Here is a 13,616-nt window from a genome sequence, read left to right as displayed (position 1 = left end):
GGAAACCTGCGTGATATCGTCTTCGCTCAATAAAATAATCAGGAGGATGACATGAAGAAATGGTTGATTGCATTTGGCTTGCTGTGCGCTTGCCTGTCTGTTCACGTAACGCAAGCTGCGCAAGTTGTGGAAAGCAGCCGCCTGGACGAGGTGCTCAAGAACGGCAAGCTGCGCGTGTGCATGACCGGCGATTACAAGCCGTTCACTTATTTCAGGACAGACAACAGCTTTGAAGGCATCGACGTCGATCTGGCGCAGTCGCTGGGCAAGGCGCTCGGCGTCGAAGTGCAGTTCGTCAAGACCGGCTGGCCGACGCTGATGAACGACTTCCTCGCCAAATGCGACATCGCCATGGGCGGCGTCTCGGTCACGATGGATCGGCTGAAGAAGGCTTCGTTTGCCGTGTCGCACATGGTGGACGGCAAGGCGCCTATCGTGCGCTGCGCGGATGCGGCCAAATTCCAGACGCTGGAGATGATCGACAAGCCGGCCACGCGCGCGATCTTCAATCCGGGTGGCACCAACGAACGTTTTGCGCGCGCCAACTTCAAGCAGGCGCAACTGGTCTTGCATCCGGACAACGTGACGATCTTCCAGCAGATTGTCGACGGCAAGGCCGACGTGATGGTGACCGACGCCAGCGAAGTACTGTGGCAGGCCAAGCTGCATCCAGAACTTTGCCCGATCAATCCGGACAAACCCCTGCAGTTTGCCGAGAAAGCCTTCATGCTGCCGCGCGCGGATGTCGCGTTCAAGGAATTCGTCGACGCCTGGATGCACATGCTGAAAGCGACCGGCGATTATGATCGCATGGTCAACAAGTGGCTGCATTGAGTTGATATTGAGTCGGTTGCGGTGAGTGAAGGATCATTCGCCGCTTCGTCGCAAACGGGGCCAACGGAGCCGCCTGACGCCGGGCGGCTTCTGCAAAACCGCCTGTCAGTTTGTCCTGCGATGGATTTTTCCGTCCAAGCCATCATCGATGGCGGCAACCAATTGCTCCGCCCACAGAACCACGCCCGACGCCGACGGATGGTATCCATCGACGGCCATCAGGGAGCGGTCGCGCGCATTGCTGTGCACCGGCACGAAAATCGTCTGCGGCGTCGTCGACGCCAGCGCTTGTGCCGCCGCACTCAGCGTGCTCGCCTTCAGCCCCAGGACATGCCGCAACGGTTGCGGCAAGGCCGGGAACAAATGCAGCGGCGGCACGCCGGCGATCACCAGCAAGTCGGGTCGCAGCCGCTGCCGCACCTGATCCGCCAGCGTCTCCAGATCCTGCCGATAGCGGGCGCTGCTGCGGAAAGCCGTACTGTCGTTCACTCCAAAAGCGATCAGCACCACATTCACTTTCTCGTCCGGCAATTGCGGCGCCACGTCGCGAAGGGCGTCCGACACCGTCGCGCCGTTCTTGCCGAAAGCCGCCCAGCTTACCGGGCGCTGCCATCGCGTCGCCAGCTTGTGCGCCAGTTGCGCGGTAATTGCCTGGTCCTGCGTCTCGACGCCGACACCTGCGACCGGTGATTCGCCGATGGCGAGCAGCGTAAAAGGAAGCGCTTCAGGCGATGCGATGTGCGAAGGCCTACAAATGCCATGACGTTCGCCTGCCGCTTCCGGCATGCGCGGCGTAACGCGCCGTGTGTGCCTGCCCTGCGCCAGCAGCCAGGGCAACAAGGGCAGCGCAAGAAGCTCCGGCAGCCAGCGTCGCATGCTTACTTGACCTTGAGGCCGGTGAGTTCTTCCTTGGCCGGCGGATAGGCCAGCTTCATGTCTTGCAGCGTCTCCAGCACGATGTTTGCAATCGCCAGGTTGCGATGCGTCTTGGAATTCGCCGGGATCACGTACCACGGCGCGTGGTCGGCGTCGGTGGCCTGGATCGCCTGGCTGTAGACCTTCTGATAGTCGTCCCAGCTCTTGCGCTCCTCCAGGTCCTGGATCTCGAATTTCCAGTGCTTGGTCGGGTCGTCGACGCGTTCCTGCAGGCGCAGGCGCTGCTCTTCTTTCGAGATGTGCAGGAAGAACTTCATGATGACCGTGCCGGTCTCGCTGAGCATGCGCTCGAAGTCGTTGATGTGCGCGTAGCGGCGCTTGCATTCCGCGGCGTCGATCCAGTCGTGCACGCGCGTGATCAGCACGTCTTCGTAATGGCTGCGGTTGAAGACGGTGAGCTCGCCCTGTTTCGGCACTTGCTGGTGGATGCGCCAGAGATAGTCGTGCTGCTTTTCCAGTGTGCTGGGCGCCTTGTAGCTGACAACGCGTATCCCTTGCGGATTGACGCCGCCGAACACGCCGTTGACGGCGCCATCCTTGCCGCTGGTGTCCATCCCTTGCAACACTACCAGCACTTTTCTGTCGTTGGCGGCGTACAGCGTGGCCTGCAATTCGCCGATCTGTGCGGCGATGCCCTGGACCTGCAATTTGTCGGCGGCCTTGTCGCCGCTGGACAAGGGTTTGAGGGCGGCGTTCTCGTCCTTGATGTCGATTTTCGTCGTCGCTCTGAATTGCTCGCGGATGCTCACACTTGTCTCCTTGATTGCGGGTGAATTCGGGTCATTCCAACTTTGGCAGTTCTTGGACTACAACACGCCGTGTGTCACTCCCATTGCATGATCGATCTTGATGCAGCGGTCCATGACGACGACCAGCCCTGCCGCCTGCGCCTTGGCTGCTGCGGCTTCGTTGACGATCCCCTGCTGCATCCAGACGCAGCCGGCGCCGATGGCGATCGCCTCGTCGACGATAGGCGGGATGTCGGCCGATTTGCGGAAGCAATCGACGATGTCGATTTTCAGGCCGGCGCCGGCAAGCGCCTGAGCTGCCTCCTGCAAATTCGCATGGCAATATTCGCCCAGTATCTGCGTGCCGGCGTACATGGGATTGACGGCGACGATGCGGTAACCCTGATGCTGCATGTAGGCGCTGACGTCATGGCTGGGGCGATCCGGGCGATTCGAGAGCCCGACGACGGCGATGATGGGCTTGGATGTGGTGCTTGCATGCATGGATGACGGCTTTCTTCCTGATCATGGGCGGAGCGAAGGGAGCATCTGAATCGACGCTGATCTTGCACAAGCCTGTGCATTGGCCCGATGCGCGCACTCCGGTGTTCCACTTTACCTCATCAACAATGAGCTTGCTGTGCTGTCGCCTGACTTCTCTTGCGCGCCTGGCGTACGCGCAAAGAAAAGGCTGCATGGAGAGGTATCCGAAGAGACGAATGTGTTTGGTGAAAAGCCTGGCGTGGCCGCCGGAAATAAAAAAGGCAGCCGAAGCTGCCCTTTTCATTGATGCTGATGACTGATCGCGAAATGCTTGCAGTGCCTGGCGAATTAACGCTTCTGACGCAGACGTTGAATCGCTGCCAATTGCGCCACCGCAGTCGCCAGTTCGGCTTGTGCTGCTGCGTAATCGATCTTGGAATCGCGATTTGCCAGTGCTTCTTCCGCGAGTTTCTTCGCAGCGCTTGCCTTGGCTTCGTCCAGATCCGAACCGCGGATTGCGGTATCGGCCAGAACGGTCACGGTGTCAGGTTGCACTTCCAGCAAACCGCCGGCGACGAAAACGAATTCGTCTTGCGCCTGGCCAGGAATCTTGATGCGTACCGCACCTGGCTTGATGCGCGTGATCAAGGGAGTGTGGCGAGGATAAATCCCCAGCTCACCCGCTTCACCCGGCAACGCGACGAATTCCGCCTCGCCGGAGAAGATTTCTTCTTCGGCGGAGACTACGTCAACGTGAATAGTATGTGCCATGTCGTTTCCTATCCGTTCAGCCGCCCCGCCCGGATTTCAGGCAAGGACGACATCACGAGAATCAAGAGATCTTAGTTGATCTTCTTGGCCTTTTCGATTGCTTCTTCGATCGTGCCAACCATGTAGAACGCTTGTTCCGGCAGGTGATCGAGTTCGCCGCTAGCGATCATCTTGAAGCCCTTGATCGTGTCTTTCAGCGAAACGTATTTACCTGGGGAACCGGTGAACACTTCAGCAACGTGGAACGGTTGCGACAGGAAACGTTGCATCTTACGTGCGCGGGCAACGATGAGCTTGTCTTCCGGAGCCAGTTCGTCCATACCCAGAATCGCGATAATGTCGCGCAATTCCTTGTAGCGTTGCAGAGTACCTTGAACAGCACGGGCTGTTTCGTAGTGCTCCTGGCCAACGACTTGCGGATCCAGCTGGCGCGATGTCGAATCGAGTGGATCGACCGCAGGGTAGATACCCAGCGAAGCGATGTCACGCGACAGAACGACGGTCGAATCCAAGTGGGCAAACGTGGTGGCAGGCGACGGATCGGTCAAGTCATCCGCTGGAACGTAGACGGCCTGGATCGACGTGATCGAACCGGTCTTGGTCGATGTAATACGCTCTTGCAGACGGCCCATTTCTTCAGCCAGCGTCGGTTGGTAACCCACGGCGGAAGGCATACGACCCAGCAGCGCGGACACTTCGGTACCGGCCAGTGTGTAACGGTAGATGTTGTCGACGAAGAACAGAACGTCCTTGCCTTCATCACGGAAACCTTCGGCGATCGTCAGACCGGTCAGCGCCACGCGCAGACGGTTGCCCGGCGGTTCGTTCATCTGACCGTAGACCATGGCAACCTTGGAGTTTTCCGGGTTTTCCAGATCCACGACCTTGGCGTCGGCCATTTCGTGATAGAAGTCGTTACCTTCACGGGTACGCTCACCGACACCGGCAAACACGGACAAGCCGCTGTGCGCCTTGGCGATGTTGTTGATCAGTTCCATCATGTTCACGGTCTTGCCCACACCCGCGCCGCCGAACAGACCAACTTTACCGCCCTTGGCGAACGGGCAAACCAGGTCAATCACCTTGATGCCGGTTTCCAGCAGTTCTTGCGATGGCGACAGTTCGTCGTATGCAGGAGCCTTGCGGTGGATCGTTGCCGTGTGCTCGTGGCTTACCGGACCGCATTCGTCGATCGGGTTGCCCAGCACGTCCATGATACGGCCCAGCGTGGCCTTACCGACCGGCACGGTGATGCCCTTGCCGGTGTTCTTGATTGTCATGCCGCGACGCAGACCATCCGAAGTACCCAGTGCAATGGTACGAACGACACCATCGCCGAGCTGTTGCTGCACTTCCAGCGTCAGTTCCGAGCCGTCCATCTTCAAGGCGTCGTAAATCTTAGGCATCGCGTCGCGTGGAAATTCAACGTCCACAACAGCGCCGATACACTGAACGATTTTGCCATCAGCCATTTTCGTTCCTTCAATATATAAAATTAAATACTGTTACGCATCTCTGCATTACGTCGTTAGACCGCTGCCGCACCGGCGACGATTTCGGACAGTTCCTTGGTAATCGCTGCCTGACGAGTCTTGTTGTACACCAACTTCAACTCGCCGATCACGTTACCGGCGTTATCGCTTGCTGCCTTCATCGCCACCATACGGGCCGATTGTTCGGACGCCATATTTTCAGCCACCGCCTGGTAGATCAGTGCTTCGACATAACGCACCAGCAACTCGTCCACCACGCTTTGCACGTCGGGTTCGTAGATGTAGTCCCACGAATGCGCGCCTTCGTCTGCCTGCAACTGGTCGCTCGAGAGCGGCAACAGTTGCTGCAAGGTTGGTTCCTGGCGCATCGTGTTGATGAATTTGGTGTAGACCAAATAGACCGCATCCAGCTTGCCTTCCTGGTAAGCATCGAGCAGCACCTTGACGGGGCCGATCAGCTTTTCCAGATGCGGCGTATCGCCGACCTGAACCACATGCGACACCACCTTGGCGCCGATACGGTTCAGGAAACCGAAACCCTTGTTGCCGATCGCAACGGTTTCGACTGCATTGCCTTGCGCTTCCAGTTCACGGATCTTCGCAGTGGTCAGACGCAGGGAGTTGGTGTTCATGCCGCCGCACAGACCCTTGTCGGTCGTGACGATGATGAAACCCACCTTCTTGGCGCTGTCCTGCTTGACCATGAACGGATGCGTATACTCCGGATTGGCCCGCGACAGATTGGAAGCGATATTACGAATCTTGTCACTGTAGGGACGTGCCGCATGCATCCGGTCCTGCGCCTTGCGCATTTTGGATGCAGCGACCATTTCCATCGCCTTGGTGATCTTCTTCGTATTTTCTACGCTCTTGATCTTGCCACGTATCTCTTTACCTGTAGCCATGAGATTGACTCCTTATAGCTTCAGTTGAGATTAGTACGCGCCGGATTTTTTGAAATCGGCAATCGCAGCAGCCAATGCCGCTTCAGCATCTTTATCGAGTTGCTTGGTGTCTTCGATCTTTTGCAGCAGGGCAGCGTGGCTGGTCTTCATGAAGCTGTGAACGCCTGCTTCGAATGCCAGCACCTTCTTGACGTCGACGTCGTCCAGGTAACCCTTGTTGACGGCGAACAATGTCACGGCCATCAGGGAAATCGACAGCGGCGAGTATTGCGACTGCTTCAACAATTCGGTCACGCGGGCGCCGCGGTCCAGCTGCTTGCGGGTTGCTTCGTCCAGGTCGGAAGCGAACTGCGCGAACGCAGCCAGTTCACGGTACTGCGCCAGGTCGGTACGAATACCGCCGGACAGGCCCTTGATGACCTTGGTTTGAGCAGCGCCACCGACGCGCGACACCGAAATACCGGCGTTGATCGCAGGACGGATACCGGCGTTGAACAACGATGTTTCCAGGAAGATCTGACCGTCGGTAATCGAAATCACGTTGGTCGGAACGAATGCGGACACGTCGCCGGCTTGTGTTTCAATGATCGGCAGCGCCGTCAGCGAACCGGTCTTGCCCTTGACTTCGCCGTTGGTGAACTTCTCAACGTAGTCGGGGTTGACGCGTGCTGCGCGCTCGAGCAGACGGCTGTGGAGATAGAACACGTCGCCTGGGTATGCTTCACGGCCTGGCGGACGGCGCAGCAGCAGGGAAACCTGACGGTAGGCAACCGCTTGCTTGGACAGATCGTCATACACGATCAGCGCGTCTTGACCGCGATCGCGGAAGTACTCGCCCATTGCGCAGCCGGAGTAGGCCGACACGTATTGCATCGCTGCCGATTCGGAAGCCGAAGCCGCCACGACGATGGTGTAATCCATCGCGCCGTGCGCTTCCAGCGAACGCACGATGTTCTTGATCGACGATGCTTTTTGACCGATCGCGACGTAGATACATGTCACGTTCTGGCCCTTTTGATTGATGATCGCATCAATCGCAACAGCGGTCTTGCCGGTTTGACGGTCGCCGATGATCAGTTCGCGTTGACCGCGGCCGATAGGCACCATCGAATCGATCGACTTCAGGCCGGTTTGCATTGGCTCGGAAACCGATTGACGCGCGATAACGCCAGGAGCGATTTTTTCGATCGGGGCTGTCAGCTTGGCGTTGACCGGACCCTTGCCGTCGATCGGCTGACCCAGCGCATTGACCACGCGGCCGCGCAGTTCGGGACCGATAGGCACTTCCAGAATACGGCCTGTGCACTTGACAGTGTCGCCTTCGGAAATGTGTTCGTACTCGCCCAGGATAACGGCGCCAACGGAATCGCGCTCGAGGTTCAGCGCCAGACCGAAAGTGTTGCCCGGGAATTCCAGCATCTCACCTTGCATCACGTCAGACAGACCATGGATACGGCAGATACCGTCGGACACGGAAATAACCGTGCCTTGATTGCGAATCTCAGCGGTATCGCCAAGGCCTTGAATCCGGCTCTTGATCAGCTCGCTGATTTCAGATGCGTTGAGTTGCATACTAACTCCTAAAAATTTTTCTATCGCTTAGGCTGTTACGCCAAGGCCCTGGCAATTAATTACGCAGCCAAAGCAACATGTAACTGTTGCAGCTTCGCGCGCACCGAGGTATCGAATACTTCGTCACCGACCACTACGCGCACCCCGCCGATCAAAGCATTGTCCACCTTGACGGTTGGCGTCAGCTTGCGACCGAATTTCTTTTCCAGCGTGGCGACCACATCCTTCAGCTGCGCATCGGACAATTCAAACGCGCTGGTGATTTCTGCATCAGCGGCGCCTTCCTGTGCGTTTTTCAGCGTATGGAATTGTGTGGCGATTTCGGGCAACAGCGTCAGACGGCCGTTCGCCACCAGTGCGCCGACGAAGTTTTGCGCTTCGACGCTCAATGGTGTTTTCAGAACGGCTGCAAACGTGGAAACAACCTGCGCATCCGACAGTGCCGGGTTTTGCGCAATTGCTTTCACGTCCGGATGCGCTGCAGCTTGTGCCATCTCGGAAACGAGATCGGCCCAGGCCGACAGGCTGCCGGCTTTGGCCACGCGGAACAGGGCTTCTGCATAAGGGCGAGCAATCGTTGCGAGTTCGGCCATATTACAGCTCTGTTTTCAGTTGGTTCAGCAATTCGGCATGCGCCGCTGCATTGACTTCACGCTTGAGGATCTGCTCGGCGCCTTTGACCGCGAGGGTCGCAACTTCGCCGCGCAAGCCTTCACGCGCTTTGGTCACTTGCTGCTCCGCATCCGCCTTGGCGTTGGCGATGATGCGCGCTGCTTCTTCGGAAGCGGTCTTCTTTGCTTCTTCAATAATCAGCTGAGCACGCTTTTCAGCGTCACCGATACGTTTCTGGCCTTCGTCGCGTGCTGTCGCCAGCTCTGCCTGAACGCGCTTTTCAGCGGCAGCCAGGTCAGCCTTGCCGCGGTCAGCCGCAGCCAAGCCGTCCGCAATCTTCTTCGCGCGCTCGTCGAGCGCCTTGATCAACGGCGGCCAAACGAATTTCATCGTAAAGCCGGCGAGGATGAAGAAGACCACGAACTGCGCAAACAATGTTGCATTTAAGTTCACGGTAATTTCCTTCTCAGAATATCGTGTGCCGAATCAAGCAATCCGGCAAAAGTGAGAATCGGCTATGCCGCCCGAATTACTTCGCGATGAAAGGATTTGCAAATGCGAACAACATGGCGATACCAACACCGATCAGGAACGCGGCGTCGATCAGACCGGCCAGCAGGAACATCTTGGTTTGCAGTGTGTTCATCAGTTCTGGCTGACGTGCAGATGCTTCGAGGTACTTACCGCCCATGATAGCGATACCGATACAAGCACCGATAGCACCCAGGCCAATGATCAAACCGCAAGCCAAAGCAACGAAAGAGACATCAGTCATGACAATTCCTTAGAAAGTTAAAAGTTAATACAAAAATCAAAAAACAAACCGAAAAGCTAAAACCGTACAGCAGCCTTGTTAATGCGCCTCATGCGCCTGGCCGAGGTAAACCAGTGTCAACATCATGAAAATGAATGCTTGCAGCAACACGATCAGAATGTGGAAAATTGCCCAGATCGAACCTGCGATGACGTGGCCGACAAAGCCGAACGCCGTAGCAGCCGAACCCAGCAATGCGATCAGCAAGAACAACAGCTCACCCGCATACATGTTGCCGAACAACCGCATGCCCAGCGACACGGTTTTTGCAGCAAATTCGATAATATTCAGCAGCAGATTGAAAGGCGCCAGCCAGATGCCGAACGGCGCAGCAAACAATTCGTGGACAAAGCCGCCCGCGCCCTTGATCTTGACGCTGTAATACAGCATCAGCGCCAGCACGCCCAGTGCGATGCCCAGCGTACCATTCAGGTCGGCGGTAGGAACGATGCGGTGATGGATTTCTTCCATGCCGAACAGACGCATGGCGCCCGACACCAGGTCGACCGGCAGAAAGTCCAGCGAGTTCATCAGGGCCACCCAGACGAACACGGTCAATGCGAGCGGGGCGATGAAAGTACGGTCGCCGTGCACGATGGCCTTGGATTGGTCCTCGACCATTTCGACGACCATTTCGACGAATGCCTGGAAGCGGCCGGGCACGCCCGAAGTCGCCTTGCGCGCAGCCAGATACATCAACAGGCAACCGAGCACGCCACAGAACACCGACCAGAAAATGGTGTCCATGTTGACGATAGAGAAATCGACGATCTTGCTTTGGTGTTGCGAAGAGAAATGTCCGAGATGGTGGACGATGTATTCTGAAGCTGTGGGCGCGTGATCGGCTGCGGTCATGGTCGATGTCTAAACAGTAAAATTAAGTAACTTTTAAGCACCACGATGAAGCTCAGCACAAATGCGAGCCAATTCACATCGCGATACAACCAAACAACTGCGCCCATGAGCGCAAGAGTCGTAGCAATCTTGATAAATTCCCCGAACAAAAACGTCATCGGGTCAGCCCCACCAGGTTTGCGAGCACTTGTATAGAGACGAAGGGCGAACAAAGCATTGGGAACGAAACAGCAAGTTCCTCCCAGCAGTGCCGACCACAACGCAGATACGCCGCCCAACAAACCAGCTGTACATGCAGCGACGACCATGGCCACAAGCTGCAGAAGGATGATGCGCAGCATATATATCCAATATCGTGCAAGCCGCACTCATTATGAGCAGACGGCGGTTTAGAAGCCCGGCGATTATAATTGCTTGCGTCAGGATTCGTCAAACTTTTAACGCACGATCAAGGCGTTATATCGTCAAGTTGCATGTCAGATGTGAGCTTTAACACACAGCTGCACAATGGGGCAAAATTGGGGAAATCGCGATTACCTGCAAGGTAATGCGGACGACTACGAAGATCACCGAATAATCTGACACCCGACTGACAAAAACGCGATCATTCGGCAAGAAAAACGATAACTAAAATACAGACGAGACCATTGTTTGAATCGCAACACGTCAGGTTGGCGCGGCTGGCGGGGATCGAACCCACGACCCTTGGCTTCGGAGGCCAATACTCTATCCACTGAGCTACAGCCGCATCGGACGCGAACGTCGAAGAGGGATGAAGGATACAGTTTTTCCCCTTGCGCGTCCACGCATGGCAACTATTTTCCGTTCCCAACGAATTACATTGTGTCTATAATCTAAGGTTGGGCGAGACAACGCTTCTCTAAACAGTAATAGACACTGATTTGCAGCACAAAATCAGGATAACGCTTTCGAAGAATATTGCACTGAGGGAACTATGAGCGACGCACATCAAGAACACGAATCCGCAATCAAGACGCCAAAACAACTGATTGCCGCTGTATTGGCCGGTTTTCTGGTCCCCATCGTCTGCATCGTACTCCTGGTGCAATATGTAACGAACGCTCAAAAGACCGGCGCCGGTTCGGCCAGTCAGACGCCTGAGATGGTCGCTGCCCGCATCAAGCCGGTGGCCGACGATGGATTCACCTTCCGCGACGCCAGCGCACCGAAACAACTGCTGAGCGGCGAAGAAGTATTCAAATCCACCTGCGCCGCCTGCCATGCCGCAGGTATTGCCGGCGCCCCCAAGGTTGGCGATCCGGCTGCATGGAAAGCACGCATCGGCGAAGGTTACGAAAAACTGCTGTCGCATGCGCTCAACGGCCTCAACGCGATGCCAGCCAAAGGCGGCAATCCTGATCTGGATGATGTCGAAATCGCCCGCACCGTGGTCTACATGGCCAATCAATCCGGCGCCCAATTCAAAGAACCTGCCACCCCGGCTCCTGCTGCCCCGGCAGCGGATGCTGCAGCAGCACCGGCAACAGAACCAAAGAAATAATCGGTCGTCGCTCATCTTGCGCGGCCAGATCGCGCTGATGTCGGCATCAAAAAAAGCCCCGCAATGCGGGGCTTTTTATTGCTGTCGCTGAAATCGTCTTGAAAGACTCAATCAGCAGCCAGGTCCGATCAACGCTGCTGCGGCTCCGCGACGAAGATTTCAACGCGACGGTTTCTGGCGCGATTGGCTTCCGTGGTGTTTGCCACCAACGGCTCATGCGAGCCGCGGCCATCGATATTGAAACGTCCCGGCGAGACGCCGCGCGCGGTCAGGTAATCTCGCGTACGGGCAGCGCGTTCCATCGACAGGGGATTGTTGATGGCGTCGCTGCCGGTGTTGTCGGTGTGGCCGATGATGGTCACTGTTGTCGCCTGGTTTTCGTTCAGCGTGGCGGCAAACTTGTCCAGCACGGAACGGAAGTTAGGCTGAATGTCTGCGCGACCGGTATTGAAAGAAATGTCGCTCGGGATTTCCAGCTTCAGACGATTATCCTGGGTCTGCGTGACCTGCACGCCGGTACCCTGGGTTGCCTGCTCCATGGCGCGCTTTTGATTTTCCATGTGCGTCGACCAGACATTACCGATCACCGCGCCAAGCCCGGCGCCGATAGCTGCACCGGCAACAGTACGGCCGCCGCCACCGCCGCCAGTGGCCGCTCCGAGGATGCCGCCGAGACCTGCACCTACGCCGGCGCCGGTCGCCGTGCCGCGCTGAGTGGCCGACATGTCGGCGCAACCGGTTGCAGCAAGGGTCAGCGCCAATGCTCCGATAGTCAATTTACGCATATTCGTTTCCTTCTTTCTTCTTTATTTATTGGCGACAAGCACGGATGTTCGTCGCCGGAGATCATGCACTTTCGATGCGATTATTCGCCATCCGGCGTGGAAGCCTCCCGAGAGTCCGGGGTCGCTTCCGCACTGCGCGCCCTGTCCTGCCTGCGCGTCAGATAATAGGCGAAGGCCGCACCGGCGCTGATGACGGTGCCGTACAACAGCGGCTTGCGCAGATAGCGCTTGGAGATCAGCGAAATACCGCCGATCAGCAACGGCGACAAGGATTGCAGGTTGCCGCCGCCCTTGCCGGAAAATGCGCCGGCGAGGGTCGACGACACCGCGCCGACGATGCGATTGAGCGCGCCCTTGGCCAGCGATTCGGCATTCAGGTTGGCGCGCACGGTGCTGCGCCCTTCCAGGATGCCGATACGGAACAACGCGCCTTCCGCAAGCAATCTGCGCTTGCGTTCTTCCAGCGGGACATCGGGTTTCCAATCGGTTTGCGCCATGATTTCCCTTTATAGCAAGGCGTCGCGGTCTTTGCGCAGCTCGGCCATGGTGGCGGGCAGGGACAACTTGCCCTGGCGCAGAATGGTATAGGCGTACCAGATGATGACGGCGGTCAGCGCGGTGAAGAAGATGCCGAATGCAATGAGCACCTTCCAGCCCCAGGAATCCCAGGCAAGGTAGACCGCCAGCACCGTCCAGAACGCCACCGCGAACCACAAAGCAATCGCTGCGAGCGTGAACAGCGTCAGGAACCTGATCAGATTGCCGCCGATCTCGGACAGCTCAAGGGAAGCCAGTTCGATGCGGTTGATAATCAGACCAAGAAGATTCCTGGCGATGCCCAGCAATCCGGCCGTCAATCCGGAATTGGCCGGTTGAGCCTGCTCGTGTTTGTGATCCATGTCGGTTCCGATGCGGGCGGCGTTTATTTGCTGCGACCGATGACCAGGCCGACCAGCAAACCGACGCCGGCTGAAATCGCCACGGCGCGCCATGGGTTTTCGTGGACGTAGTCGTCGGTGCGGGCGGCGACTTCCTTGCCTTTTTCGATGGCTACCGCCTGTGCATTCTGGGCAGCCTCGACAGCGGCCTCCAGCATGGTCAAACCCTTGCTTCGCAGCTCATCGGCTTTGTCGCCGGTGGCGGAGGCAGCTTCGCGGAACAGTTCTTGCGCATCTTTGACCAGAGTTTTCATATCGTTTCTCACTGTTTTATAGGCAGACTTTGTCATGGGGAATTCTCCTTTTTTGAAATGCTCAGGCGGGTGAAAGCGATGCATGCGACCGACTTGACGGCCAACCGGTATAGC

The 13,616-nt window shown here is 57.2% G+C and carries 19 protein-coding genes and 1 tRNA gene; 3 read left to right on the top strand and 17 right to left on the bottom strand.

The annotated features are described in order from the left end of the window. Nucleotides 1–51 precede the first annotated feature (51 nt). Nucleotides 52–834: a transporter substrate-binding domain-containing protein gene (locus PMI16_RS20530; protein ID WP_007883126.1), complete on the top strand. Its 783-nt coding sequence runs from the start codon at nt 52–54 to the stop codon at nt 832–834. Nucleotides 835–939: 105 nt separating this feature from the next. Here PMI16_RS20530 and PMI16_RS20525 read toward each other — a convergent pair whose 3' ends face one another. The 3 genes from PMI16_RS20525 to PMI16_RS20515 are packed head-to-tail and all read right to left on the bottom strand — an operon-like array spanning nt 940 to nt 3,002. Then, on the bottom strand, nt 940–1,710 hold the full coding sequence (locus tag PMI16_RS20525; RefSeq protein WP_007883124.1) for an SGNH/GDSL hydrolase family protein: 771 nt from the start codon (nt 1,708–1,710) through the stop codon (nt 940–942). A gap of 2 nt (nt 1,711–1,712) precedes the next feature. Then, nucleotides 1,713–2,519 carry a PPK2 family polyphosphate kinase gene (locus PMI16_RS20520; protein WP_007883122.1) on the bottom strand — a complete coding sequence of 269 codons (807 nt, stop codon included), beginning with the start codon at nt 2,517–2,519 and terminating at the stop codon, nt 1,713–1,715. Nucleotides 2,520–2,576: 57 nt separating this feature from the next. Next, complete coding sequence (locus PMI16_RS20515) at nt 2,577–3,002, bottom strand: CoA-binding protein (RefSeq protein WP_007883115.1); 426 nt, start codon at nt 3,000–3,002, stop codon at nt 2,577–2,579. A 2-nt stretch (nt 3,003–3,004) separates the two neighbouring features. On the opposite strand from PMI16_RS20515, the gene PMI16_RS20510 reads away from it, so the two are divergent. Then, nucleotides 3,005–3,301 carry a hypothetical protein gene (locus PMI16_RS20510; RefSeq protein ID WP_034381537.1) on the top strand — a complete coding sequence of 99 codons (297 nt, stop codon included), beginning with the start codon at nt 3,005–3,007 and terminating at the stop codon, nt 3,299–3,301. 28 nt (nt 3,302–3,329) lie between these two features. On the opposite strand, the gene PMI16_RS20505 is transcribed toward PMI16_RS20510, so the two are convergent. The 10 genes from PMI16_RS20505 to PMI16_RS20460 all read right to left on the bottom strand — a co-directional run bounded on the left by PMI16_RS20505 (nt 3,330) and on the right by PMI16_RS20460 (nt 10,751). After that, entirely contained in the window at nt 3,330–3,752 is a 423-nt protein-coding gene (locus tag PMI16_RS20505) for a F0F1 ATP synthase subunit epsilon (RefSeq protein ID WP_007883114.1), read from the bottom strand. A 71-nt stretch (nt 3,753–3,823) separates the two neighbouring features. Continuing rightward, the gene (gene atpD, locus PMI16_RS20500; protein WP_007883113.1) at nt 3,824–5,224 is read right to left on the bottom strand and encodes a F0F1 ATP synthase subunit beta; all 1,401 of its coding nucleotides are present in this window, start codon (nt 5,222–5,224) and stop codon (nt 3,824–3,826) included. A 56-nt stretch (nt 5,225–5,280) separates the two neighbouring features. Continuing rightward, nucleotides 5,281–6,150, bottom strand: coding sequence for a F0F1 ATP synthase subunit gamma (gene atpG, locus PMI16_RS20495; protein ID WP_007883111.1), 870 nt, complete (start codon nt 6,148–6,150; stop codon nt 5,281–5,283). A 30-nt stretch (nt 6,151–6,180) separates the two neighbouring features. Continuing rightward, complete coding sequence (atpA, locus tag PMI16_RS20490; RefSeq protein ID WP_007883109.1) at nt 6,181–7,722, bottom strand: F0F1 ATP synthase subunit alpha; 1,542 nt, start codon at nt 7,720–7,722, stop codon at nt 6,181–6,183. A gap of 59 nt (nt 7,723–7,781) precedes the next feature. Then, nucleotides 7,782–8,315: a F0F1 ATP synthase subunit delta gene (locus PMI16_RS20485; RefSeq protein ID WP_007883108.1), complete on the bottom strand. Its 534-nt coding sequence runs from the start codon at nt 8,313–8,315 to the stop codon at nt 7,782–7,784. Nucleotide 8,316: 1 nt separating this feature from the next. Continuing rightward, complete coding sequence (locus tag PMI16_RS20480) at nt 8,317–8,787, bottom strand: F0F1 ATP synthase subunit B (RefSeq protein WP_007883107.1); 471 nt, start codon at nt 8,785–8,787, stop codon at nt 8,317–8,319. 76 nt (nt 8,788–8,863) lie between these two features. After that, nucleotides 8,864–9,109 (bottom strand): F0F1 ATP synthase subunit C, encoded by a 246-nt coding sequence (gene atpE / locus PMI16_RS20475; protein WP_006461334.1) that lies wholly within the window; start codon nt 9,107–9,109, stop codon nt 8,864–8,866. Between the two features lie 78 nt (nt 9,110–9,187). After that, complete coding sequence (gene atpB, locus PMI16_RS20470; RefSeq protein WP_007883102.1) at nt 9,188–10,003, bottom strand: F0F1 ATP synthase subunit A; 816 nt, start codon at nt 10,001–10,003, stop codon at nt 9,188–9,190. Next, a complete protein-coding gene (locus PMI16_RS20465; protein WP_034381534.1) occupies nt 10,000–10,344 on the bottom strand; it encodes an ATP synthase subunit I in 345 nt (114 codons plus the stop codon). The genes atpB and PMI16_RS20465 overlap by 4 nt, the downstream gene beginning before the upstream one ends. 331 nt (nt 10,345–10,675) lie before the next feature. Then, nucleotides 10,676–10,751: transfer RNA gene (locus tag PMI16_RS20460), tRNA-Arg, on the bottom strand. Nucleotides 10,752–10,958: 207 nt separating this feature from the next. Between PMI16_RS20460 and PMI16_RS20455 the strand changes: the two genes are divergently transcribed. Then, entirely contained in the window at nt 10,959–11,525 is a 567-nt protein-coding gene (locus PMI16_RS20455) for a c-type cytochrome (RefSeq protein ID WP_007883100.1), read from the top strand. Between the two features lie 128 nt (nt 11,526–11,653). Here the strand turns inward: PMI16_RS20455 and PMI16_RS20450 are convergent, their stop codons facing one another. From PMI16_RS20450 to PMI16_RS20435, 4 genes are all read right to left on the bottom strand, one after another. Continuing rightward, the gene (locus PMI16_RS20450) at nt 11,654–12,310 is read right to left on the bottom strand and encodes an OmpA family protein (RefSeq protein WP_007883099.1); all 657 of its coding nucleotides are present in this window, start codon (nt 12,308–12,310) and stop codon (nt 11,654–11,656) included. 80 nt (nt 12,311–12,390) lie between these two features. Beyond that, entirely contained in the window at nt 12,391–12,807 is a 417-nt protein-coding gene (locus PMI16_RS20445; protein ID WP_007883095.1) for a hypothetical protein, read from the bottom strand. Between the two features lie 9 nt (nt 12,808–12,816). After that, nucleotides 12,817–13,209, bottom strand: coding sequence for a phage holin family protein (locus PMI16_RS20440; RefSeq protein WP_007883093.1), 393 nt, complete (start codon nt 13,207–13,209; stop codon nt 12,817–12,819). A 23-nt stretch (nt 13,210–13,232) separates the two neighbouring features. Beyond that, a complete protein-coding gene (locus PMI16_RS20435; RefSeq protein ID WP_007883091.1) occupies nt 13,233–13,538 on the bottom strand; it encodes a DUF883 family protein in 306 nt (101 codons plus the stop codon). Nucleotides 13,539–13,616 lie beyond the last annotated feature (78 nt).

Origin of the sequence: Herbaspirillum sp. CF444 (assembly GCF_000282135.1) — a bacterium.
GTDB lineage: Bacteria > Pseudomonadota > Gammaproteobacteria > Burkholderiales > Burkholderiaceae_D > Herbaspirillum.
Note: the sequence above shows the minus strand (reverse complement) of the source record. Positions and strands in the feature narration are given on the sequence as shown.

Coding starts and splice junctions, on each gene's coding strand:
- PMI16_RS20530 (WP_007883126.1), top strand. CDS start 52: ATGAAGAAATGGTTGATTGCATTTGGCTTGCTGTGCGCTTGCCTGTCT.
- atpA (WP_007883109.1), bottom strand. CDS start 7,722: ATGCAACTCAACGCATCTGAAATCAGCGAGCTGATCAAGAGCCGGATT.
- PMI16_RS20450 (WP_007883099.1), bottom strand. CDS start 12,310: ATGCGTAAATTGACTATCGGAGCATTGGCGCTGACCCTTGCTGCAACC.
- PMI16_RS20505 (WP_007883114.1), bottom strand. CDS start 3,752: ATGGCACATACTATTCACGTTGACGTAGTCTCCGCCGAAGAAGAAATC.
- atpG (WP_007883111.1), bottom strand. CDS start 6,150: ATGGCTACAGGTAAAGAGATACGTGGCAAGATCAAGAGCGTAGAAAAT.
- PMI16_RS20440 (WP_007883093.1), bottom strand. CDS start 13,209: ATGGATCACAAACACGAGCAGGCTCAACCGGCCAATTCCGGATTGACG.
- atpE (WP_006461334.1), bottom strand. CDS start 9,109: ATGACTGATGTCTCTTTCGTTGCTTTGGCTTGCGGTTTGATCATTGGC.
- PMI16_RS20485 (WP_007883108.1), bottom strand. CDS start 8,315: ATGGCCGAACTCGCAACGATTGCTCGCCCTTATGCAGAAGCCCTGTTC.
- atpD (WP_007883113.1), bottom strand. CDS start 5,224: ATGGCTGATGGCAAAATCGTTCAGTGTATCGGCGCTGTTGTGGACGTT.
- PMI16_RS20435 (WP_007883091.1), bottom strand. CDS start 13,538: ATGACAAAGTCTGCCTATAAAACAGTGAGAAACGATATGAAAACTCTG.
- PMI16_RS20455 (WP_007883100.1), top strand. CDS start 10,959: ATGAGCGACGCACATCAAGAACACGAATCCGCAATCAAGACGCCAAAA.
- PMI16_RS20525 (WP_007883124.1), bottom strand. CDS start 1,710: ATGCGACGCTGGCTGCCGGAGCTTCTTGCGCTGCCCTTGTTGCCCTGG.
- PMI16_RS20515 (WP_007883115.1), bottom strand. CDS start 3,002: ATGCATGCAAGCACCACATCCAAGCCCATCATCGCCGTCGTCGGGCTC.
- PMI16_RS20445 (WP_007883095.1), bottom strand. CDS start 12,807: ATGGCGCAAACCGATTGGAAACCCGATGTCCCGCTGGAAGAACGCAAG.
- atpB (WP_007883102.1), bottom strand. CDS start 10,003: ATGACCGCAGCCGATCACGCGCCCACAGCTTCAGAATACATCGTCCAC.
- PMI16_RS20510 (WP_034381537.1), top strand. CDS start 3,005: ATGACGGCTTTCTTCCTGATCATGGGCGGAGCGAAGGGAGCATCTGAA.
- PMI16_RS20465 (WP_034381534.1), bottom strand. CDS start 10,344: ATGCTGCGCATCATCCTTCTGCAGCTTGTGGCCATGGTCGTCGCTGCA.